Origin of the sequence: Romboutsia sp. 1001216sp1 (genome assembly GCF_039841805.1) — a bacterium.
In the GTDB taxonomy this organism is placed as follows: Bacteria; Bacillota; Clostridia; order Peptostreptococcales; family Peptostreptococcaceae; genus Romboutsia_C; species Romboutsia_C hominis.
On sequence record NZ_JBDPHA010000001.1, the window covers coordinates 342,844 to 357,324 of the forward strand.

The 14,481-nt window shown below is 27.1% G+C and carries 16 protein-coding genes; all 16 read right to left on the reverse strand.

Annotation, left to right across the window (positions count from 1 at the left end):
* Window positions 1-296 precede the first annotated feature (296 nt).
* The 16 genes from ABHC41_RS01750 to ABHC41_RS01825 all read right to left on the reverse strand — a co-directional run bounded on the left by ABHC41_RS01750 (window position 297) and on the right by ABHC41_RS01825 (window position 14,470).
* Complete coding sequence (locus ABHC41_RS01750; RefSeq protein WP_195236888.1) at window positions 297-1,415, reverse strand: hypothetical protein; 1,119 nt, start codon at window positions 1,413-1,415, stop codon at window positions 297-299.
* Window positions 1,416-1,447: 32 nt separating this feature from the next.
* A complete protein-coding gene (gene fliN / locus ABHC41_RS01755) occupies window positions 1,448-1,711 on the reverse strand; it encodes a flagellar motor switch protein FliN (protein WP_092926849.1) in 264 nt (87 codons plus the stop codon).
* 3 nt (window positions 1,712-1,714) lie between these two features.
* Window positions 1,715-2,602, reverse strand: coding sequence for a FliM/FliN family flagellar motor switch protein (locus ABHC41_RS01760; RefSeq protein WP_092926851.1), 888 nt, complete (start codon window positions 2,600-2,602; stop codon window positions 1,715-1,717).
* 64 nt (window positions 2,603-2,666) lie between these two features.
* Window positions 2,667-3,416: a flagellar hook-basal body complex protein gene (locus ABHC41_RS01765; protein ID WP_092926853.1), complete on the reverse strand. Its 750-nt coding sequence runs from the start codon at window positions 3,414-3,416 to the stop codon at window positions 2,667-2,669.
* Window positions 3,417-3,428: 12 nt separating this feature from the next.
* On the reverse strand, window positions 3,429-4,202 hold the full coding sequence (locus ABHC41_RS01770) for a flagellar hook-basal body complex protein (protein ID WP_166505006.1): 774 nt from the start codon (window positions 4,200-4,202) through the stop codon (window positions 3,429-3,431).
* Window positions 4,203-4,217: 15 nt separating this feature from the next.
* Window positions 4,218-4,931, reverse strand: coding sequence for a FliA/WhiG family RNA polymerase sigma factor (locus ABHC41_RS01775; protein WP_092926857.1), 714 nt, complete (start codon window positions 4,929-4,931; stop codon window positions 4,218-4,220).
* Between the two features lie 17 nt (window positions 4,932-4,948).
* Complete coding sequence (gene flhA, locus ABHC41_RS01780; protein ID WP_092926859.1) at window positions 4,949-7,006, reverse strand: flagellar biosynthesis protein FlhA; 2,058 nt, start codon at window positions 7,004-7,006, stop codon at window positions 4,949-4,951.
* Window positions 7,007-7,023: 17 nt separating this feature from the next.
* Entirely contained in the window at window positions 7,024-8,850 is a 1,827-nt protein-coding gene (locus tag ABHC41_RS01785; protein WP_271892003.1) for a fused FliR family export protein/FlhB family type III secretion system protein, read from the reverse strand.
* A gap of 4 nt (window positions 8,851-8,854) precedes the next feature.
* Window positions 8,855-9,124 carry a flagellar biosynthesis protein FliQ gene (gene fliQ, locus ABHC41_RS01790; RefSeq protein ID WP_092926863.1) on the reverse strand — a complete coding sequence of 90 codons (270 nt, stop codon included), beginning with the start codon at window positions 9,122-9,124 and terminating at the stop codon, window positions 8,855-8,857.
* A gap of 13 nt (window positions 9,125-9,137) precedes the next feature.
* Window positions 9,138-9,806, reverse strand: coding sequence for a flagellar type III secretion system pore protein FliP (gene fliP, locus ABHC41_RS01795; protein WP_092926865.1), 669 nt, complete (start codon window positions 9,804-9,806; stop codon window positions 9,138-9,140).
* Entirely contained in the window at window positions 9,790-10,242 is a 453-nt protein-coding gene (locus ABHC41_RS01800; protein ID WP_166505003.1) for a flagellar biosynthesis protein FliZ, read from the reverse strand. Before ABHC41_RS01800 ends, fliP begins: the two co-directional genes overlap by 17 nt.
* A 20-nt stretch (window positions 10,243-10,262) precedes the next feature.
* Window positions 10,263-10,970 (reverse strand): OmpA family protein, encoded by a 708-nt coding sequence (locus ABHC41_RS01805; protein WP_195236884.1) that lies wholly within the window; start codon window positions 10,968-10,970, stop codon window positions 10,263-10,265.
* Window positions 10,960-11,775, reverse strand: coding sequence for a motility protein A (locus ABHC41_RS01810; protein ID WP_092926871.1), 816 nt, complete (start codon window positions 11,773-11,775; stop codon window positions 10,960-10,962). The genes ABHC41_RS01805 and ABHC41_RS01810 overlap by 11 nt, the downstream gene beginning before the upstream one ends.
* Window positions 11,776-11,795: 20 nt before the next feature.
* The gene (locus ABHC41_RS01815; protein ID WP_166505001.1) at window positions 11,796-12,665 is read right to left on the reverse strand and encodes a flagellar hook-basal body complex protein; all 870 of its coding nucleotides are present in this window, start codon (window positions 12,663-12,665) and stop codon (window positions 11,796-11,798) included.
* Window positions 12,666-12,686: 21 nt separating this feature from the next.
* Entirely contained in the window at window positions 12,687-13,217 is a 531-nt protein-coding gene (locus ABHC41_RS01820; protein WP_195236883.1) for a flagellar hook capping FlgD N-terminal domain-containing protein, read from the reverse strand.
* An 11-nt stretch (window positions 13,218-13,228) separates the two neighbouring features.
* Window positions 13,229-14,470 (reverse strand): flagellar hook-length control protein FliK, encoded by a 1,242-nt coding sequence (locus ABHC41_RS01825; protein WP_195236882.1) that lies wholly within the window; start codon window positions 14,468-14,470, stop codon window positions 13,229-13,231.
* Window positions 14,471-14,481: the final 11 nt, after the last annotated feature.

A 14,481-nucleotide genomic window follows, 5' to 3' on the forward strand; every position in this document is an offset into this window, starting at 1 on the left:
TTCATTAATATTAATTCTTGAAGTTCGTGCACGCTAAATCCTAAATATACCTTTAATAAACATACCAAATATATTAAATACATTTAACATATATTTTATACGGATACTTAATTTAATACTTTAGATTTTATATATTATGTTTTTAATAATTACATAATATGAATAAATTTTATATTCTATTTATACGGATAAAAAACAAATACTTTATATATTAAATATTTTTTTATATTTAATATATAAAAATAAAGCATATGAAGCTATTTAATATATTTATAATAGACTCATATGCTTTATTTTTATATTTTTTTTATACTGTAGTCTTTAGATCTCTTACTTTTATGTTCATTTAAAAGTAAAGTAAGGGTTTGAATTATTTCATATTCACTAGGTAATATTATTACACGTCTTGAATCTAATACAAACTTAGTTTCCTTGGTTACAAGAGTATTACTAGATACTTTCTTATTTACACTCCCCTTCATATCCATAAGAAGTTTAGTAACTTCACCCTTTGTAATGTTTTTTAGTATAAGTTTTACTTCTTTTTCAGTCAATAAATTTTCATAGCTAACTTTTTCTAATTCTTCATCGAATAATTCCATTATGGATGATGTACTATTTTTTACATATTTTTTCGTGATAAAGTTTATACTTTTTATCATAATAAAAGCAACTATAGACATTGTAATAGCATTTAATAATAAATATACTATTTCATTTGAAATATTTTCTCCAAAATTAGTAGCAATCTGTACAATCATAAACCCTAGTAATCCACCTAAAAAACCTAGTGGTAAATCTAAACTTTTAAAAATCTTATGTTTTGGATTTAAATCATTTTCTTCAATTTCATTATCTATACTATAGTTTTTAGATTTATATAATTCTACATCCATTAGATTTTCTATTGAAAATATACTCTTTGCAAATTTTAAGTACTCAACTTCATCTGAGTCTTCATCTAGAGTTATCCCATATATAAAGTCTTCACCATAAACTTTTATAGACCTAATTACTGCTTTTTCTAAAGCTTCAATCTTACTTTCTCCATTCCAAATAGATAGTGCATACTCTATACTTCCTGATATGCCAAGTATGTGTTCACATTCTACACTTCCATCTATCTCAAAAAAATCTAAACCTTTAATTTTTCCATCTATAGCTAATTCTTTAGCTTGATTATAACTTATAGTACCTCTTTTTAATATTGCTTTAGGATTCATATCCTTTTGAGCTATACCTTCTTTAATCCTATCTTGAAAATCACTTATAGCTTCCTCATATTTATCAAAAGGTATCTCTATATTAACTGGTGATCCATCTTCATTTACATATCTTAGCATCCCATAATTTAAACAAGCATCTACACACCTTTCCCCCGTACTGCTGTATTTACTTTTTAATATTTTTGCCATGTGCTGCTAACCATCCTTTACTATATAGGTTCTTAGCTTAAAGTTTTTACTAATTCTTCTTCTCCTAATATACTTGTTATTCTTATACCGAAATTTCTATCTACTACTACAACTTGTCCATAACCTATTTTTCTTCCATTTACATATATTTCTACTTCTTGATCTTCGAATGTATCTAATTCTATTAAAGATCCTTTAGATAACTCAAATATATCTTTTAAAGACATCTTAGTTCTTCCAAGTATAGCACTAACTTTTAATTCTATATCTAATACTCTATCAAATTTTTCACTCATATTCTACCCTTCCTTTCTTATAGAGTTTGTTATTATAACACCTTTTTTATTTTTTATAAGTCCAGGTTTACACTTAAATGCTTTAGCCCCTGCAACATACAAATCTAAATCTCCTGCTACTTTTGTATCTAGTGATAAAATATCACCAACTTGTAAGTTTAATAAATCCTCAACACTTATATTTGTTTCACCTAGTCTAGCTACTATATCTACATTTGCACCACAAACATTGTTATAAATTGCATTTGTAAATTCAAAATCATACTCTATATTCTTATTTCTAAATAATATCTTCGTTTCTAGTTGATCTAATATTGGTTCCATGCAACTATAAGGGTTGCAAAAGCGCATTTTTCCGATTTCTTTGTCTCCATACATCATTTTCATATGAGCTATAAGTACTGATTCACTTACTGGATACTTTTTACTAGCACCTGCATTTGAATGTACTCTTAATACTTCTCTTGATTTACAAGTCTCAACTATATATAACCTAGTTAACAATTTTGTGCATAAATGAAAAATTAATTGCTTATCAATTTCTGTTAAATCTCTTTCATAATTTTCAAATACTCCATCTCCACCTAGCATTAAATCTATGTATGTTAATGCTACAGATTTATCAATTTGATAAATAAGATCCTTTACTAGTGGTTGTATTGCATGTTCTACGATAACTGATTTTGGACTTATTGAGTTAATAAATTCTTCATAATTTGTTTGTTCTACTTTTTCAACCTTGCAAGTTATATTAGGTCTTTTTAACTCATATGCTAAAAATAAATTTGTATTTTTGCAATAGTCTTCAGATATAACAGATAAAAATCTCATGTTATCAGTTGAATATCTTTGTGGTTTTTTAAAATCATATGTTTTTACATTTTGTTCCATAAACTGTATATATCTAAAATATATAATTATACATTTTAGAATACTAACTCCTTTCTATAAAAATTTATCTACTTTGTAGATTATTTATCATACTCCACATATCATCAGTAGCTTGTAGCCCCTTACTATTAAATTGGAAACTTCTCTGAGCTATGATTAAGTCTGTCATTTCAGTTTCCATATTTACATTAGACATTTCCACATATCCTTGTAGTATATTTGAATTAGTTACTAACTCAATTTTAGCGCCATCTCTTAAATTAAATAAATTATCACCTGCAGGAATAAAATCTTTATCGCCTTGTACTTTATATAAATTTATCTTACCAACTTCTTCTTTATCTACAAATATTTCTCCCAACTTATTTATGCTTACTTCTCCTTTTGATAAATCAACATCATTTCCATTTATAACTTGTATATCTAATTTATTTCCCTTATCATCAACTAAATCACCATTTGAATCTACATTAAATTCTCCATTTCTAGTATAACTAAATGTACCATTTGGATTTATAACTCTAAAAAATCCATCTCCATCTATAGCTAAATTACTTTTTATTCCTGTATCCTTTATTGCTCCTTGGGATAAGTTTCTAAAAGATTGAGATACTTTTACTCCAGTACCAGTATTGTTATTATTATTGTGTGGATAGTAGCTTCTATCTAATGTTTCATTATACAAATCTAAAAAACCAATGTCTAATTTCTTATACCCTGTAGTCTGCACATTCACCATATTATTTGAAGTTACCTCTATTTTCCCTTGACTTGCAGACATTGCAGATACGCTATTTTTCATTATATTGTACATATTTTATCTCCCTTATCTTACTGTTCCAATTTCATTTGCGACTTTACTAAGAGTAGAATCTATCGTTTGAATAACTTTTTGATTTGCTTCAAATAGTTTTACAGTCTCCATTAATGATGACATTGTACCTATACTATCAACATTTGAACCTTCTAAATACCCTTGTTTGATCTTTATATTATTGGTTTTTATTTCATTTTTACCATTATATAGATTATTTCCACTCTTTGTTAAATCATGTTTATTATCAAACTTAACTATATTAAAATCATACATTTTATTACCATCTATGCTTATACTATTATCTGGATTTATAACTAGCTTTCCATGTCCGACATATATAGGCTCTGAATTATTTGTATTTCTGTTTGTTCCAAGTACATAATCCCCTGATTTTGTTACTAAATACCCTTGATTATCAATATTAAAAGATCCGTTTCTCGTATAAAATGTTTTATTATTATGATCTAATACCTTGAAAAATCCATCACCATCTATAGCAAAGTCAGTATTGTTTTCAGTTGAAATATGTGCACCTTGTTTATGATTTGTAGCATTCTCATCTATTCTTGTACCAAAGCTTAATCCACCTAGCTTTTGTTTATGAGCAATTCCATTTATGTAATTGTCATTATTTGATAGCATAATTTCATCAAAACTTTTCTCAACTAAAGTATCTTCTTTATAACCTACAGTATTTACATTGGCTAAATTATTTGTAACAATACTTTGTTTAGCTTCTAATGCCATCATGGCAGATACAGACGTATATAATCCTCTTATCATTTTTTCTCCCTCCAATTAGTCTATATATTTTAACTTTTTCATAGCTAACTTTAAATTCTTTATGGCTCTACTATTTAATTGGGATACTCTAGACTCAGAAACCCCTAATATTAATCCTATTTCTTTTAATGTTAATTCCTCATAATAGTATAAAGATAAAACAAGCCTATCTTTTTCATTAAGGGTATCTATAGCCTTTGCCATTATTTCTTGTAGCTCATCTTTTTCAACTAAATGTGTCGGAGATAACTCTTCTTTTTCTTTTAAAGTATCTATAAGCTTAACTTCATTTTCATCATCAAAAATTACATTATCAAGATATACGTTGTTTAAATCTAACATTTTTACATTTATATCATTAATTTCATTTTTACTAACACCCATATGATTTGCTATTTCATCTATAGTTGGTTTTCTAAAAAATTTATTTTGCAAAATTTCTACAGCCTTATTATATTCTTTTATTTTGCTCATATACATTCTAGATATAGGTGAGTATTTTCTTATTTCATCAATTATATAAGATGATATTCTTATAGATGCATAAGTTGAAAATTTCACTCCTCTACTTTCATCAAACTTATTAGTTGCGTCTATAAGTCCCATGACTCCATAACTAACTAAATCTTCATATTCCATTCCCATTTTGCTCGTATAGTATTTTGATGCAATATGCTTAACAAGAGGCATATTACTAATTATAAGTTCTTCTTGTTGATGTGACTTCATTATTACATTCCTCCATATTATATATTTACTACACCTTGAGCTTTTATCTGAATATCACTTGGAACTTCATTAAGAGATAGTACTGAGACATTTGGAAATACAATCTCAACTAATTTTCTAAAAGGTGCTCTTATCTTTGGTGATACCAGTAATACTGGTCTGTTATTCGTAAAGTTAATTTCTTCTATTGTCATTTGTATACTATTAAATATTTTATTAGTAGTGTCTGGGTCTATAGCTGGATATGTTCCATTTACTGACCTTTGAAGATTATTTCCGATTAAATTTTCTATTTCCATAGATAATGTAGCTACTGTAATAGAGTTATCCTCATCTATTAATTCCGAGCATATGCTTCTACTCATTGCCATTCTTACATATTCGGTTAAAAGTTCTATATCTTTAGTATTTCTTGCATTATCTGCCAAAGTTTCTAAAATAGTTACTCTATCTTTTATAGCAATTTTTTCTTTAAGAAGGTTTTTAAATACCTTTTGAATTTCACCTAATGTCATTAAATCCGGAATTAGCTCTTCAACAACAGCACTATATCTTTCTTTTGTTTCATCTATTATTTCTTTAACTTCTTGTCGTCCTAAAAGTTCATGAGACTTCGACTTTATAACTTCTAATAGATGTGTTACTAAAATTGTAGTAGGATCTACAACTGTAAACCCATATAATTCTGCTTCTTCTGCTTTATCTTTATTTATCCATAAAGCATCAAGGCCAAATGTAGGTTCTTTTGTTTGTATACCTTCTATACTTGAATCTATTCCCATTGGATTCATACAAAGTAACATAGATGGCATTAAATCATATGTTGCTACTGCAATTCCTTTTATTTTTATACTATATTGATTTGAATTTAGCTGTAAATTATCTCTTATTCTTATTGGTTGAACTATTATACCCATATCAATAGCACATTGTCTTCTTACTGATACAATTCTTTGTAGTAAGTCTCCTCCATTACTTTCATCTACTAGGGGAATTAGACCATATCCTATTTCTACTTCTATAGGTTCTACATTTATTAACTTAGATACATCTTCTGCGTTTTCTAAACTAGCTTGAGCATCTTCTTCTTTATATTCTAAGTCATAAGATTCTGCTTCTTTTTCTTTTTCTGCTTTATTTAATAAAAACGAAATTCCTACTGCTCCTATACCTAATGAGAAAAATGATAGTTTTGGAAGCCCTGGTAAAAAACCTAATACTATAAGAACTATTCCTGTCATTCCTATAGCTTTTGGTATAGATATTAATTGTTTTCCTAGTAAATTTCCAAAACTTTCATCTGAGTCTGATCTAGTTACTAATATACCTGCTGATGTAGATATTAATAGTGCTGGTATTTGACTAACTAGACCATCTCCTATTGTAAGTCTAATATATGTTTGCACAGATTCTGAAAAACTCATCCCAAGCATTATAACACCTATAATAATTCCACCTAATACATTTATAGTTGTTATTATTATACCTGCTATAGCATCTCCCTTTACGAATTTAGATGCTCCATCCATAGCTCCATAGAAATCTGCTTCTTGTTGTAATTCTCTTCTTCTAATTCTTGCCGTTTTTTCATCTATTGTACCTGAGTTTAAATCAGCATCTATACTCATTTGTTTACCTGGCATGGCATCAAGAGTAAATCTTGCTGAAACTTCAGAGACTCTACTTGAACCATTTGTTATGACTATAAACTGAATAATTATTATAATTAAAAATATTATTACTCCAACTACATAATTGCCACCTACAACGAAACTTCCAAATGATTCTATTACATTTCCTGCATAACCTTGCCCTAATATAAGTCTTGTAGATGATATATTTAGAGCTAGTCTAAATAAGGTTGTAACAAGCAATATAGTAGGAAATATTGATAGTTGTAATATATTAGTTGAAAAAAGTGTAAGTAATAATATTAGTAATGAAAATGCTATATTTAATGTTAGCATTACATCCAATAGAAATGGAGGTAGTGGTATTATTATCATTAAAACAATGCCGATTATTCCAAATCCTACTATTATATCAAATCTTTTCTTCAAATCTAGTTTTTCCATCTATGACCTCTTTTTAACTATTTGTATTTATTTTTAATTTTATAAACAGCCACTAATACTTCTGCTACTGCTTGATACATTTCTTCTGGTATTTCTTGATCTATTTCTACCTCTTTATATATAAGTCTTGCTAGAGGTTTATTTTCTAAAATAGGTATATCATGTTCCTTGGCTATTTCTCTTATTTTAAATGCTACTACATCAGCTCCTTTTGCAACAACTATAGGAGTTGTATCTTTTCCTCTTTCATACCTTATTGCTATAGATATGTGTGTTGGATTTGTTACTATTACGGTAGCTGATGGAACAGCTTGCATCATTCTCTTACTAGCCATTTCTCTTTGTCTTTGTTTTATCTTTCCTTTTATATGAGGATCTCCTTCAACTTGCTTAAATTCCTCTTTTACTTCCTGTTTAGTCATTTTTAGACTTTTTCTGTAACTATACTTTTGATATACAAAATCAATTACTGCTATTATTACTACTGCTAAAACTATATTTATTAGTAAATCTTTTATTATATTTACTATAGTGTATATAAGGTATGGAAGATGTATGTCTCCACTGTTCATTATTAATTCGAAATTTTTTTTCATAAAACTGTATCCTATTTCAAAAAGTAAAGCTATTACAACTATACTTTTTATCAACATTCCTACAGATTTCATAGAAAACATATTTTTAAATCCATTTATTGGATTAAGTTTTGAAAATTTTGGCTTAATGCTCTCAAAGTTAAACATAAACCCTGTTTGCATAACATTTCCTATTACAGAAAATACAATTATTATCAATCCTATTGGTAAAAATAACTTCATAAATGAAATTATTAAATTTACTGTCAAAGTGTGTAATATGTTATAATCCATATTAAATTTAAAATTATTACTTAAATAATGTATTATATTATTTTTAAAATCTGATATCATATAATTTGACATTGTACCAATTATAAATAATATGGCTATTAGGGTTATTGCAGTTGTTACTTCTTTACTTTTAGCTACATTACCCTTTTTTCTAGCGTCTTTCTTTTTCTTTGATGTAGGTTCTTCTGTTTTATCACCACTAGAAGATAAAATCATACCTACAGGTCCAATAGAGCTTAACACTCCATGCTTTACTTTTAAAGTTCCATCTAGTATAGATGGTAATTGATTAAATAAGTTATGAATTTCTTTTAGTATAAATGGCATTCCTATAATAAAAACTGCTATTCCTACTAAAAGTTTAATTGGCATTCCTATAACCATTACATTAAATTGTGGAACACTTCTTGATATTAATCCCATTATTATCTCAGTTATTATTAAGCAAAGTACAATAGGAACTGCTATTTTAAAACCAATTGCAAAATATTCAATAAATACATTTATTACGTAATCGAAATTTCCAATTAGTATAGATTTTCCTACAGGTATTATCTCAAAGCTATGTTGTATTCCTTCTATTAAACTATGATGTCCGTTCATAGTAAAAAATACCAAAATACCTATCCAATACATTATATTTTCTATAAGTGTTGATTGATTTTTACAGTTAGGATCATATATGTTTATCATAGATAATCCTAACTGTTGATCTATTAAGCTACCTACAATTTTTAAGCTATTAAAACACAAACTTGTTATAAATCCTAATACTAATCCTGTTACTATTTCAACTACACTATAATTTATTAATTGTAAAACTGTAGTAATGTGTACATTTACATGTACCGAAAAAGCTATTATTGTAGACATAAATAATGAAAATACTACTTTAAATATATTTGGTGTTCCTGCAGGAAATATTACATTTATGATAGCAAAAAAGGTTATTATTCTAATAAATATAAATATCAATTTTTTATCCTTTTATATTAGCTATTATACTCATTATTTTTGTTGTAAATTTTATAAGTTCCTGCAACATCCAATTTCCACCTAAAGCTAATGTTAATGCTATAACTATCAACTTAGGTACAAAAGTTAATGTTTGTTCTTGAATCTGAGTAGTTGCTTGAAATACACTTACTAGTAGTCCAACAACTAAAGATAGTATAAGAATTGGGCCTCCCACCAACATACTTGTATATAATGCTTCTTTTACTATACTCATTACCATAGTTTCATTCATAATATTCTCCTCATTATTTAAAGCTTAAAAGTAAAGATTTTATTAATAAATTCCATCCATCTACCATAATAAATAATAGTAATTTAAAAGGTAATGAAATCATAACCGGAGGGAGCATAAACATCCCCATAGACATAAGTGTGCTTGATACCACTAAATCTATTAATAAAAATGGTAAATATATTAAAAATCCTATTTGAAAAGCTGTTTTTAATTCACTTATAGCAAATGCTGGGACTAATATATATAATGGAATATCATCTCTTGTGACTTTTTTTCCATCCATATTAGACATTTCTAAAAATAATTTTATATCTTTTTCTCTTGTCTGCTTTAATAAAAATTTTCTTACAGGTACTTCAGCTTTTTCTATAGCTTCTTTAAATTCAACCTTTTTTTCCATATAAGGTTTTATTGCAGTTTTATTTATATCACTTATAGTAGGTGCCATTATAAATATGGTAAGTGCCATGGCTATACCAATTAAAATCTGATTAGGTATAGATTGCTGTGCTCCTAATGCTGATTTTAAAAATGAGAGTGTAATAATTATTCTAACAAAGCTTGTCATCATAAATATTACAGTTGGCAAAAACATTAAAAATGTTAAAACTATAAATAATTTTATTAAAGGAGCTAAATGTTGCTGATTTTTTAACATCATACTAGCGAAATCTTCCATATTTATTCCTCTTTAAGTTTAATTTATCTATCTTGTATTTACTAAGATTTAAATTATTATAATCTGATTTATTTACTTTAAGGCTTTTATATTTTGATTTATTTCCAAAAAAATTAAATTTCTTATATCTTGGAGTAAACTGCCCTAAGTTTATTTCAGAATCATCTTTTATTTTTTCTATTGAATTTATTTCTTCTTTAGTTAAATCCTTAATTTTATCTACTTTAGAAGGTGATGATACTAATACACATCCCTCATCACCTATCTTTAAAACAAATAAATCTATGTCTTTTTTTAAATTTGTAACTTCTAAAACTTTAGTATATTTTTTGCCTGCAATAGTTGACATACTTGCTTTACTTAATCTTAAAGAAACTACTATTAAGATTAAAATTAGTGGTACAAATATCAATAAATTTATTATATATTGCAACATATTATCCATGATGTTTATTATCACTTCTCCTTTTGCTCAACAATTAAAATATCTACCCTCCTATTTGTTGCCCTGTGTTCTGGTGTATCATTTTTAACTAATGGTTTAAATTCTCCATATCCTTTTGCAGAGAATCTAATAGGATCTAGTTTTTGCTCATCTACGAAATATTCAACTACACCTACAGCTCTTGCAGTTGATAGTTCCCAGTTAGAAGCAAACTCTTTATTATGCATAGGAACATCATCTGTATGACCTTCAACTAAAACGTCATTATCAGTGCTTTTTATTATACTCGTTATTCCATCTAACACTTTTTTTCTATCTTCTTTTAAATTTGCTTTTCCTGGGTCAAATAATATATTTTCTCCTAATTGTAATACTATACCCCTATCTTCTTCTCTAACTTTTATGTCATCTTTAAGACCTTTTTCATCTATTATTTTATTTAATTTTTTAGATAAATCTTCGTATTTTGATGCTAATTTATCTCCATCTTTTTCTATAGCTACCTTTAGCTGGTCTATATTTTTTAAATCAGTTACTTTTGTACTTCCTTGAAGTGAATTTTTTAATGCAGCAGTTAACTCATTAAGTTTTTGAGTATCTACTGCAGACATTGAATATAGCAATATAAAAAATGTAAGAAGTAAAGTTATTGTATCGGCATATGTGTCCATCCACGCATTTGTATTGACATCATCGCCTTTCTTTTTTTTACGCGCCATCTAAATCTGCTACCTTTTCATTTCCTTCTCTTTTATAATATTTTGCTCTTTCTTTTTCATCTAAGAATGCTATTAATTTTTCTTCTATTACTCTTGTACTTTCTCCATTTTGTATACTGCTAATTCCACAAATCATCATTTCCATAAATACAACTTCTTTTTCACCTTTTCCCTCTATATTAAATCCTATAGGGTTTAATACTGCATTTGAGAATAATGCACCGTAAAAAGTAGTTATTAATGCTTTTGACATACCACTTGCTATTACTTCAGGAGAACCCATGTCTGTAAGCATTTGTATTAGACCTATTAGTGTCCCAACCATACCAAATGCTGGTGCATAAGATCCCCATACTTTAAACATTTTAGATCCACCCGAATAAAGTACTTCTTTTTCTGCTATTTCTGTTTCTAATATTTCTTTTATACTTTCAGTGTCCACACCGTCTATTACTAATTCTAATCCTTTTTTTAAAAATTCATCTTCTATCTGCGAAACTTCCTCTTCTATAGCTAGTACTCCATCTTTTCTTATCTTTTTAGAAATTTCTTTAAACTGGTCTACTAAATCCATCTTGTATAAATTGTTTGATGTTGTACATAACTTAAAGTACTTAGGAATCTTTTTTATATCAGCAACCGAAAATGTTACTAATACTGCAGAAAATGATCCTCCTAATGTTATTGCTAAAGAAGGCATATCTATAAATGGTTTGATTCCAGTCCCACCCATAGATATTCCAAACATTACAAGAGCAAAAGCTAGCACTAGTCCTATTGGTGTTAAAATATCAAGCTTTTTCATTTCTTTATCTTTCTCCTCTTTTATCTCTTAAGGTTTATTATCTCTTGTAATAATTCATCACTAGTTGTTATAACTTTACTAGAAGCTTGGAATGCTCTTGTTGTAACTATCATTTCTGTAAATTCTTCTGATAAATCTACGTTAGACATTTCTATGGCTCCTTGGTTAATTTGACCATGAACAGCTGTCTTTAACGGTTGTCCTGAGTTTGCAGATTCTGAATAAAGATTTCCACCTAATAACTTTAATCCTTCTGGATTTTGAAAAACTGCTATTTTAAGTTTTTGCTGTGTTCCTTTAACTATATTTCCATTTTTATCAACTAATGGCATTTTTGTACCATCCTCTAATAAATAAGATATTTTACCTTCCTTATCTATATTAAAAGATAATACCTTTTTAACATTCTTAGCTCCATCTGGTGCTGGATTTCCATTTGCATCTACTGCCTTTGGTATTTCTATAGGATTTCCATCCTCTCCTAATACTTTATAACCATCAGCTGTTACTAAATTACCATTTAAATCTAGACTAAATGATCCATCTCTTGTATATGCATATTGATTAACTCCTGTTTGAACTGTAAAAAAACCATCTCCATCCATAGCTAAATCTGTTGGTCTTCCTGTTGGTTGTATTGGTCCCTGTATCATATTTTTAAAGATACCACTAACTTTAGTACCTATACCAACTTGTCCAGGGTTTACTCCACCAATTACTCCACCTGGAGCACTTGCATATAAAAATGTTTGGTTTAAAGCATCAGAAAATCTTGCAGATTCTTTTTTAAATGCACTTGTTCCAACATTCGCGACATTATTACCAACAACATCCATCTTAGTTTGGTTTGCTTTCATACCGCTTATTCCTGAGTACATTGATCTTAACATAAAACTAATCTCCCTTAACTTCTAATTTTTTTCATTTATTTTCATTAAAGCTGCATATTCAATAGATGCAACTTCGCCTGTATCTTTATCTTTTACGTCCATATATACAGTCCCATCTTTTATATGAACACCTTCTACCATACCTTTTATAGTTTTATTTTCTGACTTTGTGTTATTTGAACTTTCATCTAATTTTGTGGCATTCATTTCGACTTCCTTACCTATTAAAGATGTCGCAGAATTTAATGCTGAATTAGTTAATAACCCACTAGTCATTCCCATCATTTGTTCCATATTATGATTAAGAGTCATTGTCTGTTCTAGCATAGTAAATTGAGATAATTGTGTTACATATTGAGTGGGATCTTGAGGATTAAAAGGATCTTGATTTTGCATTTGAGCAACTAGCATTTTTAAAAATAATTCTTTGTTATTTTCTTCCCCCGGCATTATTATAGGAGTGTTATTTTCTGTTTTTTGACTTTTTTGATTTTTAGGTACTTTTTGACTTCCTATTATATCTGGTTTATTCATACTTACTAATCCACTCATTTTTTATTCTCCTATACTAATATATTTAGATTATCTTCTTCTATATTAGAGATTTCATTTATATCTTCTAGCATAATATCTCTTATACGTCTTTGGTTATTTTTCTGTCTTTCTTGCTGGCTATTTTTATTATTAAAATTTTGGTTTAGATTGTCTGAAAATACATTTTGGTTTTCTGAATTTATATTTATTGATACATCTTTTACTTTTATGTTCATATCATTCAAATGTTTAGTTATATCATTTATATTTTTATTTACCAAGTCAAATATATTATTTTTACTAACAGTTATAGATAAACTATTTTCTTCTCCATGCTTTACAAGTTTTATAGTCATCTCTCCTAATTCTATTGGATTAACTTTAATTTTTATTTCTTCATTACCACTTCTTTTTAAGTAGTTTACTGTTTTTATAATATCTTCATTTATAAATATTTTTCTAATCTCTTTAACTGAGCTATCATTTAAATTATATGTATTTTCATTTTTTAAAATATTATTTGTATTTAGATTTCCTATGCTTCCTTTATTAAGGATGTCTTCTAACTTACTTATTTGTAGATCATTGTTATCTAAACTACTACTTTTATTTAAGTTTTTTTTATTTATTAATGAATTAATTTCTAATTCTCTATACTTAGTTTCCTTTATTAAGTCATTTTTTTTATAATTTTTAGTATCTTCAAAATCATTATTTAATAATTCATTGCTATTTGAAGTTGGTTTTGATTTGATATTATTACTACTTTTGTTTTCGTTTATATCAAATTTTTTTATTATATTTTCTGTATCATTATTTATTTTCTCTAATAAATCATTTAATTTATCTTTATCATTGTTACTTAATAAATTAGACTTAAATTCAATTTCACCTAAAGTATTTTCTAAAGTTTCTAATCCTTCTTTATTATTTATATTTATTTCTAAATTATTTTTATCTATATTCATAGAATCAAAAATAACTTGTATATTATTGATACTTTCATTTAACCCTTCTACATCTTTACCTTCTTTTAACTCATCATTTACAAAATTATATATGTATTTAAGGTTAAATATTATATTTTGAAGGAGATTAAAATCAATGTCTTTTTTATTAGATTCATCTGTATTGAAATTTAAACTCATATCTTCAAGCTTTGATTCTATTTCGCCAAAAAAACAATTGACTATATCTTTACTTCCCTCTGTTTTTTTTAAAATATTTTCTTTTGCATTAGTCATTGCTTTTATAGACATATTTAAATTCATATTAATTCACC